Source organism: Parafilimonas sp., from assembly GCF_051953455.1.
Taxonomy (GTDB): domain Bacteria; phylum Bacteroidota; class Bacteroidia; order Chitinophagales; family Chitinophagaceae; genus Parafilimonas.
Genome location: NZ_JBQCIT010000031.1, coordinates 40,346 through 58,742, shown reverse-complemented (window position 1 = coordinate 58,742; position 18,397 = coordinate 40,346). Strand labels below are relative to the sequence as shown.

Annotated in this window: 17 protein-coding genes; 14 read left to right on the top strand and 3 right to left on the bottom strand. The window is 39.7% G+C overall.

What is annotated here, in order from left to right:
* Positions 1 to 37 precede the first annotated feature (37 nt).
* Both ACTHN6_RS12025 and ACTHN6_RS12020 read left to right on the top strand, forming a co-directional pair.
* Positions 38 to 2,446, top strand: a complete 2,409-nt coding sequence (locus ACTHN6_RS12025; protein ID WP_440436006.1) for an ABC transporter permease — start codon at positions 38 to 40, stop codon at positions 2,444 to 2,446.
* A 151-nt stretch (positions 2,447 to 2,597) separates the two neighbouring features.
* Positions 2,598 to 3,338 carry a head GIN domain-containing protein gene (locus tag ACTHN6_RS12020; protein WP_440436005.1) on the top strand — a complete coding sequence of 247 codons (741 nt, stop codon included), beginning with the start codon at positions 2,598 to 2,600 and terminating at the stop codon, positions 3,336 to 3,338.
* 6 nt (positions 3,339 to 3,344) lie between these two features.
* On the opposite strand, the gene ACTHN6_RS12015 is transcribed toward ACTHN6_RS12020, so the two are convergent.
* From ACTHN6_RS12015 to ACTHN6_RS12005, 3 genes are read right to left on the bottom strand one after another with little or no spacing between them, the layout of a single operon-like run.
* Positions 3,345 to 5,015 carry a M1 family metallopeptidase gene (locus ACTHN6_RS12015; protein WP_440436004.1) on the bottom strand — a complete coding sequence of 557 codons (1,671 nt, stop codon included), beginning with the start codon at positions 5,013 to 5,015 and terminating at the stop codon, positions 3,345 to 3,347.
* A gap of 47 nt (positions 5,016 to 5,062) precedes the next feature.
* Positions 5,063 to 6,145: a DNA replication/repair protein RecF gene (gene recF, locus ACTHN6_RS12010; protein ID WP_440436003.1), complete on the bottom strand. Its 1,083-nt coding sequence runs from the start codon at positions 6,143 to 6,145 to the stop codon at positions 5,063 to 5,065.
* A gap of 15 nt (positions 6,146 to 6,160) precedes the next feature.
* Positions 6,161 to 6,739 (bottom strand): Uma2 family endonuclease, encoded by a 579-nt coding sequence (locus ACTHN6_RS12005; RefSeq protein WP_440436002.1) that lies wholly within the window; start codon positions 6,737 to 6,739, stop codon positions 6,161 to 6,163.
* Between the two features lie 348 nt (positions 6,740 to 7,087).
* Between ACTHN6_RS12005 and ACTHN6_RS12000 the strand changes: the two genes are divergently transcribed.
* The 12 genes from ACTHN6_RS12000 (at position 7,088) to eboE (ending at position 18,397) form a co-directional block, all read left to right on the top strand.
* Entirely contained in the window at positions 7,088 to 7,768 is a 681-nt protein-coding gene (locus tag ACTHN6_RS12000) for a MotA/TolQ/ExbB proton channel family protein (RefSeq protein WP_090655192.1), read from the top strand.
* A 30-nt stretch (positions 7,769 to 7,798) separates the two neighbouring features.
* On the top strand, positions 7,799 to 8,197 hold the full coding sequence (locus ACTHN6_RS11995; RefSeq protein ID WP_440436001.1) for an ExbD/TolR family protein: 399 nt from the start codon (positions 7,799 to 7,801) through the stop codon (positions 8,195 to 8,197).
* 29 nt (positions 8,198 to 8,226) lie between these two features.
* Positions 8,227 to 9,270, top strand: a complete 1,044-nt coding sequence (locus ACTHN6_RS11990; RefSeq protein ID WP_440436000.1) for a hypothetical protein — start codon at positions 8,227 to 8,229, stop codon at positions 9,268 to 9,270.
* A gap of 12 nt (positions 9,271 to 9,282) precedes the next feature.
* Positions 9,283 to 10,446 carry a hypothetical protein gene (locus tag ACTHN6_RS11985; RefSeq protein WP_440435999.1) on the top strand — a complete coding sequence of 388 codons (1,164 nt, stop codon included), beginning with the start codon at positions 9,283 to 9,285 and terminating at the stop codon, positions 10,444 to 10,446.
* Positions 10,447 to 10,501: 55 nt separating this feature from the next.
* Positions 10,502 to 11,665, top strand: a complete 1,164-nt coding sequence (locus tag ACTHN6_RS11980; protein WP_440435998.1) for a sialidase family protein — start codon at positions 10,502 to 10,504, stop codon at positions 11,663 to 11,665.
* Positions 11,666 to 11,695: 30 nt separating this feature from the next.
* On the top strand, positions 11,696 to 11,890 hold the full coding sequence (locus tag ACTHN6_RS11975; RefSeq protein WP_440435997.1) for a hypothetical protein: 195 nt from the start codon (positions 11,696 to 11,698) through the stop codon (positions 11,888 to 11,890).
* Positions 11,891 to 11,905: 15 nt separating this feature from the next.
* Positions 11,906 to 12,811 (top strand): DMT family transporter, encoded by a 906-nt coding sequence (locus tag ACTHN6_RS11970; RefSeq protein WP_440435996.1) that lies wholly within the window; start codon positions 11,906 to 11,908, stop codon positions 12,809 to 12,811.
* Between the two features lie 259 nt (positions 12,812 to 13,070).
* A complete protein-coding gene (locus ACTHN6_RS11965; protein ID WP_440435995.1) occupies positions 13,071 to 13,952 on the top strand; it encodes an EboA domain-containing protein in 882 nt (293 codons plus the stop codon).
* A 30-nt stretch (positions 13,953 to 13,982) separates the two neighbouring features.
* Positions 13,983 to 14,969 carry a TatD family hydrolase gene (locus tag ACTHN6_RS11960; RefSeq protein ID WP_440435994.1) on the top strand — a complete coding sequence of 329 codons (987 nt, stop codon included), beginning with the start codon at positions 13,983 to 13,985 and terminating at the stop codon, positions 14,967 to 14,969.
* Positions 14,970 to 14,977: 8 nt separating this feature from the next.
* Positions 14,978 to 15,874: a UbiA-like protein EboC gene (gene eboC / locus ACTHN6_RS11955; RefSeq protein WP_440435993.1), complete on the top strand. Its 897-nt coding sequence runs from the start codon at positions 14,978 to 14,980 to the stop codon at positions 15,872 to 15,874.
* Between the two features lie 67 nt (positions 15,875 to 15,941).
* Entirely contained in the window at positions 15,942 to 17,102 is a 1,161-nt protein-coding gene (locus tag ACTHN6_RS11950) for a 3-dehydroquinate synthase (protein WP_440435992.1), read from the top strand.
* A gap of 83 nt (positions 17,103 to 17,185) precedes the next feature.
* Complete coding sequence (eboE, locus tag ACTHN6_RS11945; RefSeq protein WP_440435991.1) at positions 17,186 to 18,397, top strand: metabolite traffic protein EboE; 1,212 nt, start codon at positions 17,186 to 17,188, stop codon at positions 18,395 to 18,397.

The window sequence follows — 18,397 nt, the reverse complement described above, 5'->3', positions numbered from 1 at the left end:
CTTAAAGCTCACAGCCTGTAGCTAAAAAACACCTTTTATGTTTAAAAATTATCTCAAAACCGCTTTGCGGAATTTTACCCGTAACAAAGCTTTTTCATTCATTAATATTTTTGGGTTGGCCATTGGCTTAACCTGCTTTGTGCTCATAACAGTATTTGTGTATGATGAATTGAGTTATGACAGGTATGCTGCAGATGCAAACAATATTTATCGTGTTAATTTAAATGTTACAGGCAATGGCGATGTTGCTGTTTATCCCAATGTTGATTTTGCTGTGGGTGAAGGGATGAGAAATGCTTTTCCTGAAATAAAATCTTTTGCAAGAATGGCGCCGGCAAAAGATTTTGTAAAGTACGATGATAAGCAATTTAAAGAAGATAAACTTGCTTTTGCAGACAGTAATTTCCTGCAGCTGTTTTCTATCCCTTTAACGGAAGGAAGTGATAAAGAAGCGCTGGTTCAGCCAAACAGTGTTGTTATTTCAAAAGCATTCGCAAAGAAATATTTTGGCAATGCAGATGCGCTGGGCAAATCAATTGTAATTGGTTTGCATGATGCGGTGTATAAAGTAACCGGCGTATTCGATAAAATGCCATCTAATTCACATTTTCATTTTGATGCGCTGATAAGCATTTCTACATGGCATGTAACAAACCCCACCTGGAGCAACCTTGGCATGTTCACTTATTTATTGCTCAATAAAAATGCCGACCCAAAAAAGCTGGAAGCAAAATTTCAGCAGCTTGTTGCTAAATACATTGTACCAGAAGTGCAGCGGGATATGGGCATTAGCCTGGCCGAAGCGCAAAAATCTGTGAACACTTTTGTTTTTACACTACAACCTGTTACTGATATACATTTATATTCCCATACCAAATATGAACTGGAACCGAATGGCGACATTCAATATGTTTATATTTTTTCTGCACTGGCGCTCTTCATCTTATTACTTGCCTGCGTAAACTTTACCAATCTTTCTATAGCGCGTTCTGTAAAAAGAGCAAAAGAAGTTGGCATAAGAAAAGTAATGGGTTCAGGAAAAATGCAGTTGATAAAACAGTTTTTGTCCGAATCTGTGTTAATGAGTTTTTGTGCTATGTTGCTTGCTGCTGGCTTTATTATTTTATTACTTCCTTATTTCAACCAGCTTTCTGGTAAGCAAATAACTGTCAGCTCTTTTTTTAATTATAAGGCCATAGCCTTCATGCTTATCCTGGTGTTATTAGTGGGCGTTGTTGCAGGCGTTTATCCGTCCTTCTTTTTATCGTCGTTTAATCCTGTTAAGGTTTTAAAAGGATCAGCAAGTGCTGGCAAACAAAAAAATATTTTACGAAGCGGCCTCATCGTGTTCCAGTTTTTTGTTTCAACTGCATTGATAATTGCCACTATAATTGTTTATCAGCAATTAAATTATATGCAAAACAAAAAGCTTGGTTATGATAAAGAGCAGGTTTTATTCCTGCCTGACGGAAGATTGATGGGTAATAACCAGGATGCATTCAGGCAGCAGGTTTTACAGGATGGCCGTGTGGTTGCAGCAAGCATTTCAAGATATGTTCCGGGAAGTGATATGATGGATGGAACGCAGGTGCATCCTGTAAATGAGAACGGCAATGGCGCAGAAATCCATATGAATATTTATCATGTTGATTATGATTATTTGAAAACATTGGGCATGCAAATGAAGCAGGGAAGATTTTTCTCAAAAGCTTTTTCTACAGATTCACAAGTTGTTGTTATTAACGAAGCGGCTGTGAATGAATTGGGCTGGAATAAAATAGATCCTGTTGGAAAAACGATTGTGCGTTCAGGACAGAAAGCATTTAAAGTTATTGGTGTAATAAAAGATTTTAACTACACATCAGCTAAGCAAAAAATTGCGCCTTTAATGATGATGCTTGGCAATAATTACGGCGGGCTTATCATTAAAATAAAAACGAATGATATTCCCGGTTTTTTAAATGATCTCAAAACAAAATGGAATGCCTTTAATCCGCAGGGTCCTTTAAGCTATACCTTTCTGGATGATAATTTTGCCGCCCTGTATGCAAGTGAATTAAGAACGCAGCAAATATTTTCTGCATTTGCCGTTATTGCTATCATCATTGCGGGGCTTGGCTTATTTGGTTTATCAGCCTTTGTAATTGAACAGCGCACAAAAGAGATCGGTATAAGAAAAGTGCTGGGCGCATCTGTACAAAATGTTTGGCTGCTGGTATCGAAAGAGTTTTTAACGCTTGTTATAATTGCATTCATTATCGCTGTTCCGGTTGCGTATTGGGCGATGCATCAATGGTTGCAAGGCTACGCATACAGAATAGATATTGGTGCGGGTATATTTATAATTGCAGGATTTTCTACCGTTTTAATTGCGGTAATTACTATCAGTTTTCAATCAATAAAAGCAGCAATCGCCAACCCCGTAAAGAGTTTGAGAACGGAATAATGAACTGGGTTATGAACGATGAGTAATCGGGGCTCGCAGCTCGTGGCTCAGCGCTCACAGCTTGTAACCCCTGAATTAATGCATCAAATATTCTGCGTTACGTGTAACAAACAAACAGGTAATCCGTTTACATTATTGTAAAAAAATAATCATGAACTTAGTTAAAGCTTTTCTTTCAGCATTGTTATTGCTTATAGCCAGTACGGTTATTGCGCAAACAAAAAAAGTCAGCCATTTCAGTAAAGTTATTATAAGCCCTTATATACAGGTTTCATTAGTGCAGGGTAATGAAGAAGGCGTAAAGATTGATGATATACAGGTGGATGAAAACAAGCTGCATATTGAGGTAGATAACAATACACTTCGTATTTACCTGGATGGCGCTAAAGATTTTCCGAAGAATGAAAAGGAATATAAAGATGGATATACGGAAACTTATTCATTGTATCCTAAAACATCCGTAACGGCTACTATAACCTATAAAACGCTGGAAGCGCTTTCTGTTCGCGGTGAGGAAACCATACTGTGTGCAGGGCCGGTTGAAAGCGATTTGTTTGTGTTGAGAATGTATGGCGAGCCCGATGTTACCTTTAAAGAAATGAATGCAAACGAGCTTTCAAGTATTATGTATGGCGATGGTTCGCTGCATATAAAATCCGGCACGGTTAAAAACCAGAAATATACCTGTTATGGCGAAGGCAAAATAAATAGCCTTGCTATTAATGGCAACACCAGCCGTGTAATTGCTTATGGCGAAGCCGATTTTAAACTGAATGTTTCAGACAGGATTAAGATCACTGCTTTTGGCAGCGCGCAGGTTCATTATAAAGGCAATCCTGCAATAGATAAAGGCCTGCATTTCGGCGACCTGGTTGTTGATAAAATAGATTAGCTGATTTTACTGCGCCTGCACTTCTTTCAGCTTTATATAATAATGCTTTTCAATCCAGGCTGTATTAAAAAAGGCAGTGTCACTTAAACTTTTCCATTGTTGAGTTGGCTTTATGCGGAGGCTTTTATCATCATGCCATAAAACAAGCTGAAGATCAAAGCCGGTGATACAGCTATCCCAACGGTAATAAACTTTCTTTTTATCGGGTGAATAATAATAACTCAGTTGCGGTATTTGCGTATTGCGCAGGTATTGATCAAACACTTTACTGAAATCTATACCGGCATTGTTGCTTATATAATTTTCTATTTGCTGTGCCGTAACCGTTTGATGATAAAATGTTTTACCGAGGCCGCGTAAAATGTTGCGCCATTTTGCATCGTTGTTTATGGAATGGCGAATAGTTTGCAGCATATTGCCGCCTTTATAATACATGTCGCCGCTGCCTTCTTCATTCACATTATAATGTGCAATAATTGGTTCATGGTTCCTTATCTTTTTGCGGGTGCCATAATTGTAATCATTGCCGGCTTCTTTGCCAAACAAATATTCCGTGTATAAAGTTTCACTGTAATTGGCAAAGCTTTCATGAATCCACATATCTGCCAGGTCTTTTGATGTAATGTTATTGCCAAACCATTCATGGCTGCTTTCGTGTTCAATAATAAAATCCCATTTCAAACCCCAGCCGCTGCCGCTTAAATCTGTGCCAAGATAACCGTTGCGAAAATGATTGCCATAGGCCACTGCGCTTTGATGTTCCATGCCTAAATGCGGCGATTCAACCAGCTTATAACTGTCTTCATAAAAAGGATAAGGGCCCCACCAGTATTCCAAAGCATGTATAACAGATTTGGCCTGCTGAAACTGTACTTTGGCAGAATCAAGGTTGTAATCAAGCACCCAGAAACTCATATCAAGTGTGCCTTTTTCGCCATGCAAAGTATCAGTCCAGTTTACATATTTACCAATGTAGGGAATGATGTTATAGTTGTTGATAGGATTTTTTACTTCCCATCTCCATACAGATGTGCCGTTATTGTTTTTTAGGGTTGATGCAAGCCTGCCGTTGCCAACTGCGACTAAAGTATCAGGCGCAATAATGGTGAGTGAAGCGCCATTATCAGGCTCATCGCTCTGGTGGTCTTTGCAGGGATACCAAACGCTGGCGCCAAGGCCCTGGCAGGCAACACTCATCCAAGGGCGGCCAAGCTTATCTTTCTTCCATATCCAGCCGCCATCCCAGGGCGGGCGAACAGCTTCACGAGGTTTACCATGATAATAAATGGTAACTTTTTGAGTTGAGTTGCCAGGCATTGGTTGAATATGTAAATACCAAACGTTTAAAGCTGTTTCATTATGTTCAAAAGCATTTTTATCCTGCATCTCACCATTCACCGAAAAGCTGTCAATTTCCAGCGGTTGCTGAAGATCAATCTGCATTTTATTATTGTTTCTAATTGCTTTAAACGTAATAGTTGTGGCACCTTGAATCGCTTTGGCCTCATAATCCGGCTTCACTGTAATATCATATCTAAGCACATCCCACCATGCCCGCTCAGGAGTAATGCTGCCGCGTAATGTATCAGCATGTGTAAATGCTTTCGTTTGCTGTGCATTTACTGCAGTAGTGAGCAACGAGCTGAACGCTATGAGCAAAAACAATAATTTTTTCATTGTATAATATTCTTGAATCGTTCTTTCCTGCTTCGGAAACTACAAATTTATAATCCGATCAAATCATAACCTTTACCAATCTTCACAAAAGATTGCTGTAACCTCTCTTTATGTGTATCGGTTATAAAAACCTGGGCTCCGCTTTCCACGCAAACATATTGCAACAGGTTTTGCATGCGCTTTTCATCAAGCTTTTCAAACACATCGTCCAATAAAAGAATGGGTGCAAAACCTTTTTTATTTTTCAACGTTTCAAAAGCAGCCAGCTTAAGCGCGAACAGCAGGCTCTTGCGTTGTCCCTGCGATGCTATGTTTTTAAAAGCGGTTTGCTGCAATTCAATCACCATGTCATCTTTATGAATGCCGGCGCCGGTGCGTTGCAGGTACAAATCGCGTTGCAGGTTTTGGTGTAATAATTCTTCAAACGTGTTATTGTTTAACTGGCTTTCATATGCAAGGGAAAGCTTGTCATCTTTTTCAGCAATCAACATGTATTGGGCTAAAACTTTAGGCAAGAATTCATTTAAAAATTGTTGCCTTCGTTCAAAAATAAAATTGCCTTTTTCAATCAGCTGGCTGTTTAATATTTCAAGCAGTTGTTCATCGTAACTGTTGCGTTCGGCTGCAAACTTTAAAAAGCTGTTGCGCTGCTGCAATATTTTATTATAGGCAATCAGTTGTTCAAGATAATCATGCTGCAGTTGTGATAATAATGTATCTATAAATTTCCTGCGTTCTTCACTGCCTTCGGTAATTAAAGACACATCATCGGGCGCTATCATCACACAGGGAAATTTGCCAATATGTTCTGAAAACCTTGTATAACTTTCTTCATCCGCCAAAAATTCTTTGCGGTTATTTTCGCGCAGTATGCAAACCAGTTGATGTTCTTCGCTGCCATTTTCAAACTTTCCCTCAATGCGAAAACCGGCAAAGCCATCTTTTACGCTTTGTGCATCGGGGCGGTTAAAGCTGCTTTTGGTGAAACATAAATAATAGATAGCATCGAGCAAATTGGTTTTACCGCTTCCGTTTTGGCCATAAATACCAATAATATTTTCGTTGAAGTTGAAAGATTCAAACTGGTAGTTGCGAAACTGTGTGAGCGCAATATGCCTGCATGCCAACATGCTGGCAAGATAATATTAACGCTTTACTTTATCAACGCCATTGTATATATCCCGAATGCCGATGGTGAAATTGATGGAAGGAATTGTTAACGATTGGTCTAAATCTTTTGTTTCTGACAAGGTCCAGGTGTTATCATCATTCTTCACATATAAAACTGCATGAATAGTTGTTGAATCAACGAGGAGATATTCGTGTAAAGATGTTATTTCCCTGTACAGATCAAATTTAGCGCCCCGGTCGTAATTGGCGGTAGATGGTGAAAGAATTTCAATGATAACAGATGGGTTTGTGATGGTGTCAAATTCATCATCCACAAATGCCGGTTCATCACAGAGAACAATAATATCAGGATAAGTATATAATGTATTGGATGGAATGTGAATGCGTAGGTTGCTGCCAAATTCATTGCAATCTTTATCCTGCAGGAAATTGCCTAAAGCCCGCCTTAAATTGGTTTCAATAAGATTATGTTTGAATGATGCACCGCTCATAGCAAATATTTCGCCTTTGTAATACTCATGTTTATCCAAAGCATTGCGTTCAAAGGCCAGGTAATCCTGCTGGGTTATATATTTTGCTGCGGTTTGCTGCATGTATCAAAGATACAAATGTTTTACAGGAATGAAAGCGCCTGAAAGCTTGCACACGGTCAGACGCTTCCATGCGTAAGACCAATAGTGGCAAATAACCAATTGCTGATTGTCTGAATCAATTCTAATGTTGATTCAGGAAGACCATTGCTGCCATGAAAATATATGGATGACAGGAATGCGACGCAACAGGTGATGCCATGAAATGATTGGCCGGTAACCAAAAAACACGTAGCGAAGCATAGCTTTGCTGCAAAATCTTTCTTAAAATAACATTATTAGGTAATTTATCAACAGTGCCACCGTTGTTTTGTGGTTGAACGTATTTTGCATACATCAAAAAGTATAAGCATGCTATTTTTATTACAGGTTGATAGTTCAAAGCTTGTAAACACTATTGCACAACAGCCGCAAACCATGAATTTATGGACGCTGCTAAATAAGGGCGGCTGGATTATGTATCCGCTTTATGTGTTGCTGGCCGTGGCTATTTTTGTTTTTTTTGAAAGATTGATTGCTATTCGCAAGGCTTCGAGAATTGATGCCAACTTCATGCATATCATTCGCGATAATATTATTACAGGTAATATAAATGGGGCAAGAAACCTTGCCCGCAATACCGATAACCCGGTTGCACGAATTATTGATAAAGGCGTTCAACGCATTGGCAAACCCATTGACGCTATTGAAAAAAGCATGGAAAATGTGGGCCGCATTGAAATGTATAAAATGGAACGCAACCTGAATATACTTTCTTTGATTGCCGGCATTGCACCTATGTTTGGGTTTCTGGGAACCATTGTGGGTATGCTGCAATTGTTTTCTGCTATCGCATCAACCGGCGAACTGGAACTGGGTGAAATTGCAGGTGGTATTTATACAAAGATGATTACATCGGCTGCGGGACTTATAATTGGTTTGCTGGCTTATGTGGCCTATAATTTTTTAAATACGCAGGTGGATAAAACAGCCAACAGGATGGAAATTGCCAGCGCAGAATTTATTGATGTGTTGCAGGAGCCAACGCGTTAGTTTGTAGTTTAAAGTTTTGAGTTTATAGTTATGAACATAAGAAGAAGATTTAAAACACAGGCGGAAGTGCATTCGGGAACATTGAATGATATTTTGTTTATCCTGCTGTTTTTCTTTTTAATTATATCAACGCTGGCAAACCCGAATGTTGTAAGGGTAAACAATCCCAAAGGCACAAAAGATACCAAGGCCAAACAGAATATTGTTGTTTCCATTGATAAAGACCAGCACATTTATATTGGTCACCGCCAGATTGAACCCAACAGCCTCGACAGCCTTATAAAATTTGAGGTTGATAAAAATCGCAGCACCGTTGATACGCCTTCGGTTGTAATTAATGCTGATACCTCTTCTTACTATGGCGAAGTTTTTCGCGTAATGCAATCTGCTAAAAGAGCCGGCGCAAAAGTAGTGGCGAATGTGAAGTAAAGTTATAAGTAATAAGTTTTAAGTTATAAGTGGAAACGCTTGCTTATTTTGGGTTTTTACTTTTTACTTTTGAATTATACATGAATTTCTTCCGTTATATCAATATCGCCAGGAAAGTTTACAGTGAAATAAAAGTTCAAAAACAATTCAATAAAACATTTCTTATTCCTTATCTGGATGAGCTTGAAAATAAATATAATGGCAGGTTTGAGGCAGAGCAACGCGGCAAAATCTTAAAATACTACGGTCTTTTTATTACGTCTTTTTTATGCAGCAGTTATAAAAGATTGTATGGGCAAAGTTTAAGTAAAGAAGAACGTAAGCGGGCTACATTGTTCGGCATTCTTACGCCTGTTGGCGATGACTTGTTTGATATTGATAAACTGGATAACGATAGCATACGTCAAATAACTTTTCATCCTGAAACCTTTACTGCCACTACGTTTTCATCGCATGTGGCAAAAGAAATCCAAACCTATTTATTGAAAACCGTTCCGCACAAAGAAGAATATATAAAAGCCTCAAAAGATGTGCTGAATATACAGGTGGAAACCATTGCGCAAACGAAGCCTGGCATTTCAAAGGAAGAAATGCAACGCATTACTTATACAAAGGGCGCTGTAAGCGTAATTATCTACCATCAATGTTTGGATGAAGCGGCCAGCACGCAAATGCTTGAAGTGCTTTTTTTAATCGGTAGTTTATACCAGCTCGGCAATGATATTTTTGATTTGTATAAAGATGTGCGTGATAATATTTATACATTGATAAACACCTGCGATGATTATGTTCAGTTTAAAAAAGAATTTATGGAACGCATACAATTGCAGAATAAAAAAATTTATGCATTGCCTTATGCAAAGAAAGATAAAGAGGACTTTTGCATTGTAATGAATACCATCAATGCAAGAAGCCTTGTGGCTATCGACCAGTTTATTGAAACACAAAAACAACAGAAAGGCAAAGTTAACTGGTGGAAGCTGGAGAGGAAAGATATGATTGTTGATATGGAAAAGCCTGGCAATATTTTAAAATGGCTGAAATACATTTATAAGATCACCCCATCTCCTTAAAGTGCGTAAAGCATGTTTAAACTAATTTTTACCATACTTATTTTTTTATGCTTTTTTGAAGCAGTTTCTGCACAAAATAAAGATTCGCTTATTCGTGCCTTACTTTTGGATATTCAGTCAATGCAGGTTAAAGAAGATGGTTTCTTTTACAGGGGCGGCTTTCCAACGTATCGCGAATGTGGCGGTGCCCCGCATAATCTTCAACCGGATAATACTGTTTTTTATACGGCTATTACTGCTTTTTCCTTGCGTAATATGCTACCTTATTTGAATGTTGCAGATAAAACTATTGCCGAAAATATTATTCATGAAGCCCGGAATTCTTATCCGTTATACCGCAATAAACACGGTTATCCTTATTATGGTTTCTGGGCAACAAAAGACCCGATAATGCCGGGCACGTATTACTTTAAATATTTGAAACAGGTTTTTGGGCAGGGTGAAGATGCAGATGATACAGTGATGATATTAATGACCGACAGCAGCAGCGATAAAGATGTGACAGATTTAAAGCAACGGTTGATCGATGTTGCCAATCTTTCCAAACAAAAGATAATTGCTGCTTATAAAAAGTATAGAAACATTCCCGCTTACAGCACCTACCTTGGAAGCCGCACCGTGCCCGACTTTGACTTTGGCGTGCATTGTAATATTTTATATTTCGTTTTGGATAAAAAGCTGCCGTTTGTAAAGCAGGACAGCGCCACATTACAACTGCTTACAGAAATGGTGCGTAACCGGGAATATATGAGTGCCCCCACCTATCTCTCCCCTTATTATGTGCGGTCTTCTATTTTAATCTATCATGTTGTTCGTTTGATGCGCGCTTTTCATCTTCCTCAATTGGAAGTGTACAGGCAACAGTTAATTGATGATGCCAAAAAAGAATTTGATGCCTGTAATAACGTGATGGATAAAATTATTTTAAGCACTTCTTTGATGCGGCTTGGCGTGAAAGATGCATATTACATGCCGCCATTCACGGATATTGAAGCATTTGAAAAAAGCAACCAGCAGCAATTTATTTTTTTCCAGGCAAGAGCGGCGTTTTCTTATCCCACGCCATTCAAACAAGTATTCCTCCACTGGAGTTATATTAATTATTATTTCTATTGCCCCGCTTATTATAAAACCTTATGGCTGGAAAATCTCGTGGAACAGCGAAAAGAAAATTAATGCAGATCGTGTACGAAAAAACAGTAATCGGGTTACTATTCAAATTAATTAACTAATGAAACATTTATTTGCCTGCCTGTTTTTCTTTTGTTCATGCATACAAATTTTTGCGCAGCAAAAGGTTCCTGTTTTTGTGTCGGGAACAGAAGGGCATAAAAGTTATCGCATCCCGGCAATCATTGGTTTGCCAGATGGAAAACTGCTGGCTTTTTGCGAAGGCCGGGTAAACGGCGCCGGCGATTTTGGCGACATTAATATTGTAATGAAGCAAAGCCATGATGGCGGTAAAACATGGTCGCCGTTGCAAACCATTGTAGATGTTGATTCATTACAGGCAGGCAATCCCGCACCCGTTGTTGATTTAACCGATCAGGCTTATCCCCGTGGCCGTATTTTCCTGTTTTATAATACAGGCAATAATTACGAAGGCGAAGTAAGAATGGGGAATGGCCTGCGCGAAGCTTGGTATAAAACTTCAACTGATAACGGTAACACGTGGAGCGATGCTGTAAATATTACAACGCAGGTGCATCGTCCCAAACAATCAAAAGTAAATCCGGCTTATACTTTTGCGGAAGACTGGAGAAGTTATGCGAATACGCCTGGCCATGCCATGCAGTTTCAAAACGGAAAATATAAAGGAAGAATTTTTGTGGCCGCCAATCATTCTGCAGGCGCACCACAAGAACATTTTACAGACTATGCTGCGCATGGGTTTTATACAGATGATCATGGCAAAACATTTCATTTGGGAGCAACGGTAAATTATCCCGGAAGCAATGAATCTATGGCGGCAGAATTAAGCAGTGACCGATTAATGATGAACAGCCGCAACCAAAGCGGGGATGTGAAGGCAAGGATTATTTCCATCAGCAGCGATGGCGGCGCAACATGGGATACAACATATGTTGATCAAACACTCATCGATCCCGTAAACCAGGGAAGTATTTTAAATATCGGCACAAAAAAAGATAAAAACATTATTGCCTTTTGCAATGCTGCTGATATAAAACAAAGGGATAACCTTACACTGCGCATCAGTTATAATGATGGCAAAACATGGAGTAAAGCCATTGCAGTTGATAAAAGCGCTGACAGCCGTAAAAAGGATTTTACGGCTTATTCCGATCTGGTAAAGCTTAATAAAAAAACAATTGGTGTATTGTATGAAAGGGATGGCTATAAAGAAATTGTTTTTACAGCAGTAAAATGGAAGTAAAAATTTTACAAAGCAAGTTTACAAATACACATGAATGTAATTACAAAAGGATTTATTACCGCTGCTGTTTTGTATTCTGGCTTTTTCATTGCCGCCAGAGAAAATGGTGAATGGTATGGCTATCTTCACCGCGATAGAATTGTTGCACAAATAGCGAAAGGGAATTTATTTAAAGGGGCAGGAATGGTATTGCATGCAGGGCTTGCAGCACACCTGATGAAGTGATGCTGTTCAATTATAATGATGCATATTAATAAAAATTTTAGTTGGTTTATTACAGGAATATTCTTTGCAGTTTTATGGGCATCGGCTTCAACTGCCACTAAGATCGGACTTATGGCCGCGCAGCCTTTGGTAATTGCAGAAGTGCGTTTTGCACTTGCCTCATTCCTTATGTTGTTTATTGCACATTTTATTTTAAAACAACGTTTGCCTGAAAAAAAAGAATGGAAGCAATTGATGGTTTATGGCTTTTTAAACATCAGTGTTTACCTGGGTTTGTATGTCATCGCCATGCAAAACGTTACAGCAGGTATAGGCGCTTTGGCTATTGCTTCCAATCCTGTGTTCATCAGCTTTCTTTCGGTATTCTTTTTAAAAAAGAAACTGCATTACTCCATCATTATTTCTATCATTGTTTGCACACTTGGTGTTGTATGCGCTTCATGGCCTTTAATGGGCGATGCCACTGTAAGTGTTGCAGGCTTGATAACAATATTTTTAAGCATGTTATCTTATTCTATTGGCGCTATTTATTTCTCATCCAGGCAATGGAACGGGCTTTCTCTGCTTACCATTAATGGCTGGCAAACTTTGCTTGGCGGATTATTTTTACTGCCTGTAACACTTTTCTTTTATAGAAATTCCGATAATCATTTCAATAGTAAATTCTGGCTGTCTGTAAGCTGGCTGGCCATACCCGTTTCTATTTTTGCCGTGCAGTTATGGTTGCGTTTATTGCAATTGAATGCTGTTCGCGCAGGCTTGTGGCTGTTTCTTTGCCCGTTATTTGGTTTTATTATAGCCGCGTTGGTAGTAAAAGATGTTATCAGCATTTATACGATTGTTGGAGTTTTCTTTGTGGTAATTGGTTTGTTTTTGTCAAGAATAAAAACGAACCGGGGTGAGGCGCGGCCGGGTGATTAAAGCTGGGTTGAAAGCCTTTTCTGCAAGCGCTTTTCCCACAGGATCGACGTATGAAGGATATCACCTGAACCTGTTTTCACTAAATCGCGGGACTCTCTGTGCAAACATTAAAACTATTGTATAAGTATGTTAAACTTTTTTTGCATGCGGTAAATCATAGCTGGTTTATTGTTTATTGTTTTATTTGCCCGCACGGGGCAGGATAGTTAAAATTAAAATTGAAGTAGTTTTATCCGCCGATCTTTTAAATGATTAATAAATGTATGTTTTTCAAATAGAACGATTGAACGCCTTTCTCACCGGGATTATTGAGCAGCAACTTGCACCGGCAGCCTGGCAGTGGCTGCAGCAGCAATCTTTGCCTGGTGATATTGTACAGTTTAATAAAACCTTTGTTTTAATTCCACGTAAAACGGGCAAGGAATATATACAGGTTTCAGCAGAACAATTAAAGGCCCTGCAGCAAATACGCCCGGGGTTTTCTATAGCCGGATATACTATTGACCGGTTGTGCAGGCTATGGCTCCTGCTGCAATTAGACAATACAAATGAAGATGCCTATATAAAAATCATAGAGAACCTGTTTCTTGCAGCAGAAGTGAATGAACTGGTAACCTTGTATGGCGCATTACCTGTTCTTGCTTACCCGCAAAAATGGGCGGCACGCTGTGCGGAAGGCATAAGAAGCAATATAGGCGCAGTGCTGGAAACGATTATCTGCGATAATCCTTATCCTTCGGAATATTTAAGCGAAGCGGCATGGAACCAGTTAGTGTTGAAAGCTTTTTTTACGGAGAAGGATATTGACCGCATCATCGGTCTTGATAAAAGGGCTAATAAAGCACTCGCTGATACTTTATGCGATTATGCGCATGAACGTTGGGCAGCATCGAGAACAGTGCACCCGCAATTGTGGCGTTGTGTTGCCCCATTTATTAATGCAGCAAATTTCAACGACATACAAAAAGTGCTGGAAAGCAAAAACCCGGTTGAACAAAAGGCCGCATTGCTTGCCTGTTATAACAGTAACTACGAACCGGCCAAAACATTGCTGCATCAATATCCCGAAACAGCGAACGCAATTGAATCGGGTAAATTAAATTGGCATTCGCTTGCAAAAGAAGCAGCGGTTGCTGCATAAAATATTCTTTCAAATTTTAATAGAGTAATTATGTGTTGTAATGGAAACCTGACAGAAAAAGAGCTGCAACCCAATAGTAATGATACCAGTTATCTTGATACAATTAAAGGCATGCGTTTTTTTGATCCGCATGTGCACATGACTTCACGCACCACCGATGATTACCAGGCAATGGCAGATGCCGGCGTGGTAGCGTTAATTGAACCTGCTTTCTGGCTGGGACAACCTCGCACTGCCGTTGGCACATTCAGGGATTATTACAGCAGTTTAATAGGATGGGAACGATTCAGGTCGTCGCAGTTTGGCATTAAACATTATTGTACCATCGGCCTTAATTCAAGGGAGGCCAATAACGAAGCGCTTGCTGAGCAGGTAATGGAAATATTGCCTTGGTTTATATATAAAGAAGGTGTGGTTGGTGTGGGTGAAATTGGTTTTGATGATCAAACCGCGGCAGAGGAAAAATATTATCGCCTGCAACTGGAGCTGGCGAAAGAAGCAAACCTGCCGGTACAGATCCATACGCCGCACCGCGATAAGAAAAAAGGAACCACGCGGAGCATGGATATTGCATTGGAGCATGGGCTTGATCCTTACATGGTAATTGTAGATCATAATAATGAGGAAACCGTAAAAGAAGTATTGGATCGCGGTTTTTGGGCTGCATTCACCATTTACCCGTTCACTAAAATGGGTAATGAGCGCATGGTAGAAGTTATTAAACAATACGGCAGTGAACGCATCATGGTGAATTCAGCGGCCGACTGGGGCATCAGTGATCCGCTGGCTGTGCCTAAAACAGCTGCGTTAATGAAACAGCGCGGTATTAAGGAGGAAGATATTTTCCTGGCAACATATAAAAATGCCATTACGGCTTTTGCACAAAGCGGGCAAATTGATGAAGCAGATTTTAACGGCAGTAAGGAAATAGATCAAAGCCAGAAATTTAACGGCAACACTATTTTGCGCGGCGGCCAGCAACCACGCATAGACAAAAACGCTATCATTATTAAATAAGGTTTTTAGTGAGACGGATAATGGGATTGCTCCGGCTAACAAGGCCGGCTAATGTTATAACTGCGGTTTCGGATATTCTTGCAGGCATCGCTATATCAGGCTATTTTTTAAATGCAGATGAATACTTATTGAAACCGGTGATTTTACTGGTCATTTCAACAATGGGTTTATATGCTGGCGGTGTAGTATTCAATGATGTGTTTGATGCAAAACTCGATGCAGTTGAACGCCCGGAACGCCCTATTCCTTCCGGTATTGTAAATAAAACTGCAGCTGCGCTTTGGGGCGCATTATTATTAATCACAGGAATTATTGCGGCGGCAAATGTTCACGAAGATGTTTTTTCAATCTCTGCTGTTTTATCCGTTGCTATTGCAGCTTGCGCATTGGTTTATGATAAATGGTGCAAACACCATTTTATTGCAGGCCCGTTTACCATGGGCTTATGCAGGGGCTTGAATTTATTGCTTGGTATCAGTATTATTCCGGCAGCCGTAAACACTTACTGGCTTTTGTGTTTAGTGCCTGTTATTTATATAGCAGCCATAACCACGGTGAGCAGGGGAGAAGTGCATGGCGGCAATAAAACCAATTTATACCTTGCTGTTTGTTTATATGTTTTGGTAGTTGCAACATTGCTTGTGTTTAGTGTAATTCAGCAACACTGGCAAACGGCTGTTTTTCTTATTGCCGGTTTTTGTGGTATGATTATACCGCCGTTGATCAAAGCCATTAACCAGCCTTCCGGCCCGTTGATAGGCAAGGCTGTGAAAGCCGGTGTGCTGGCATTGATATTAATGAATGCGGCATGGGCAGCTGCGTTTGGACAGTTTTATCTTGCATGTATTATAGTTTTGTTATTGCCGCTTTCTATTTTGCTGGCGCGGCTCTTTGCAGTAACGTGATAATAGCTGATGACAGCAGCAACCATTGTCGTTTTTAGAATTGTATTGCTTAATTTATTTGTTTGAGATGGATTATATACAACAACGTTTTAGCGTACCATTTGAATACCGCGTTTATTTTACCAGTCATTTATTTCAGCAGCAGAATCCTGTGTTCAGGCAATTTTTACAAACTGATATTTCAGATAATATCAAAAAAATATTTTTTGTAATTGATTCGGGCGTTGCGGCACATCATCCAACACTTATGGATGATATACGGCAGTATTTTGAAGGCAACAGTGAAGTAATATTAATTGATGATATACTAATTGTTCCTGGCGGCGAAGCCTGCAAAAACACAGAGGTTTATGTGAATGAAATTATCGCAGCCGTTGATGAACATAGTATTGACAGGCATTCCTACGTTGCTGCCATTGGCGGCGGGGCCGTGCTGGATATGGCAGGATATGCCGCCGCTATTGCACATCGGGGCATTCATCATATAAGAATTCCAACAACGGTATTGTCACAAAACGATTCTGGTGTGGGTGTAAAAAATGGCATCAATTATAATGGTAAAAAAAATTTCATTGGAACATTTGCGCCGCCTGTGGCTGTTTTTAATGATGATCGTTTTCTTACTACGCTTGATAACAGGGAATGGCGTGCCGGCATTGCAGAAGCCGTTAAAGTAGCATTGATAAAGGATAAACAATTTTATGTGTGGCTCTGCGAAAATGCTTTGGCATTAAACAGGCGTGAAATGGAGCCAATGCAATACCAGATAAAACGATGCGCACAATTACACATAGATCATATAGCAGGCGGCGACCCCTTTGAAAAAGGATCATCACGCCCGCTTGATTTCGGGCACTGGAGCGCTCATAAAGTGGAGCAGCTTTCGAACTTTGAGATCCGTCACGGTGAAGCCGTGGCAATGGGCATAGCATTGGATACGGCTTATTCGCACTTATGCGGCTGGCTTAATGAAGAAGATGCAAGGTCCGTCATTCAATTACTGATTGATCTTGGATTTGATATTACACATCCGCTGATGGAAATTGCAGGGGATAACAGCCCGGTGATACAAGGCCTGCACGAATTCCGGGAACATCTCGGCGGAAGGCTTACTATAATGCTGTTACGGGAAATTGGCAAAGGCGAAGAAGTGCATCAACTGGATATTTCATTATTACAGAAAGCTTCTGAATGGCTGAAACAATATCATCAAATTGAACAACAATGAAACGCCTGTATTAAATTATTATCACAAAGGGAATATATATTTAGGCGTTCCGTGAGACCACTGAAAAATCAAACATTACACGAATGAAAACTTCTTATGGCCACTTAACTTATTGCAGTAATATACATGCAGGCGAAAGCTGGGAAGACCATTTTGCAAAGCTGAAAGAAAATGTGCCTGCAATAAAAAAAGAGTTGGCGCCGGAAGAAGCATTTGGTTTAGGCCTCCGGCTTGCTGATGCCGCCAGCAAAACCTTGCAGCAACAGCAATCATTGAACGATTTTAAACAATGGTTAAGTGATAATGATGTATATGTGTTTACGATGAATGGCTTTCCTTATGGAAATTTTCATCATACGGCAGTAAAAGACCAGGTGCATGCGCCTGACTGGTTAACAAGCGATCGCGTTGCTTACACTATAAGGCTTGCGGAAATATTAGCACAACTATTACCAGATGAAATGGAAGGAAGTATTTCTACATCGCCTTTAACTTATCGTTTCTGGCATAAAGAAGATGAATGGAATGCCGTTATGAAAAAAGCAACTGCTAATCTTTTACTGGTTGTTGATAAGCTGATTGATATCAAGCAACAAGCCGGCAAAACAATACATATAGATATTGAGCCGGAACCAGATGGATTGCTTGATAATGGAACTGAATTTTTAGAATGGTACCTGCAATATTTGTTACCATCAGGCATTGAATATTTGCAGCAAGGCAAAGGCATGAATAGACATGAAGCTGAAGCAGCCATCAAAACACATATCCGGCTTTGCTATGATGTATGCCATTTTGCGGTAGGCTATGAAGATCATGCAGCGATGATTAAAAAATTTGAATCGCATGGGATAAAAACAGGTAAAATACAAATAAGCGCTGCATTAAAGGGCCGCCTTGACGGTTCAACTATTGAGAAAGAAAATGTGATCAATGCCTTTAAAAATTTTAATGAACCTGTTTACCTGCACCAGGTGGTAGCAAGAAAAAAAGATGGCGGGCTTTTGCGTTACCGTGATATGCCGGATGCACTTGCAGACAGTGATCGTGCAGATGTTGAAGAATGGCGGGCGCATTATCATGTGCCGCTTTTCATTGAGCATTATGATATATTGCAATCAACGCAAAACGATATTAAAACCGTGCTTGATATTCAGAAAGAAAATCCTTTCACCAAATATATGGAAGTGGAAACCTATACGTGGGAAGTGTTGCCGGCTACTATGCGTTTACCTATTGATCAATCTATCAGCAGGGAATTAAAATGGGTAAAGGATTTATTGAATAATCCTTAA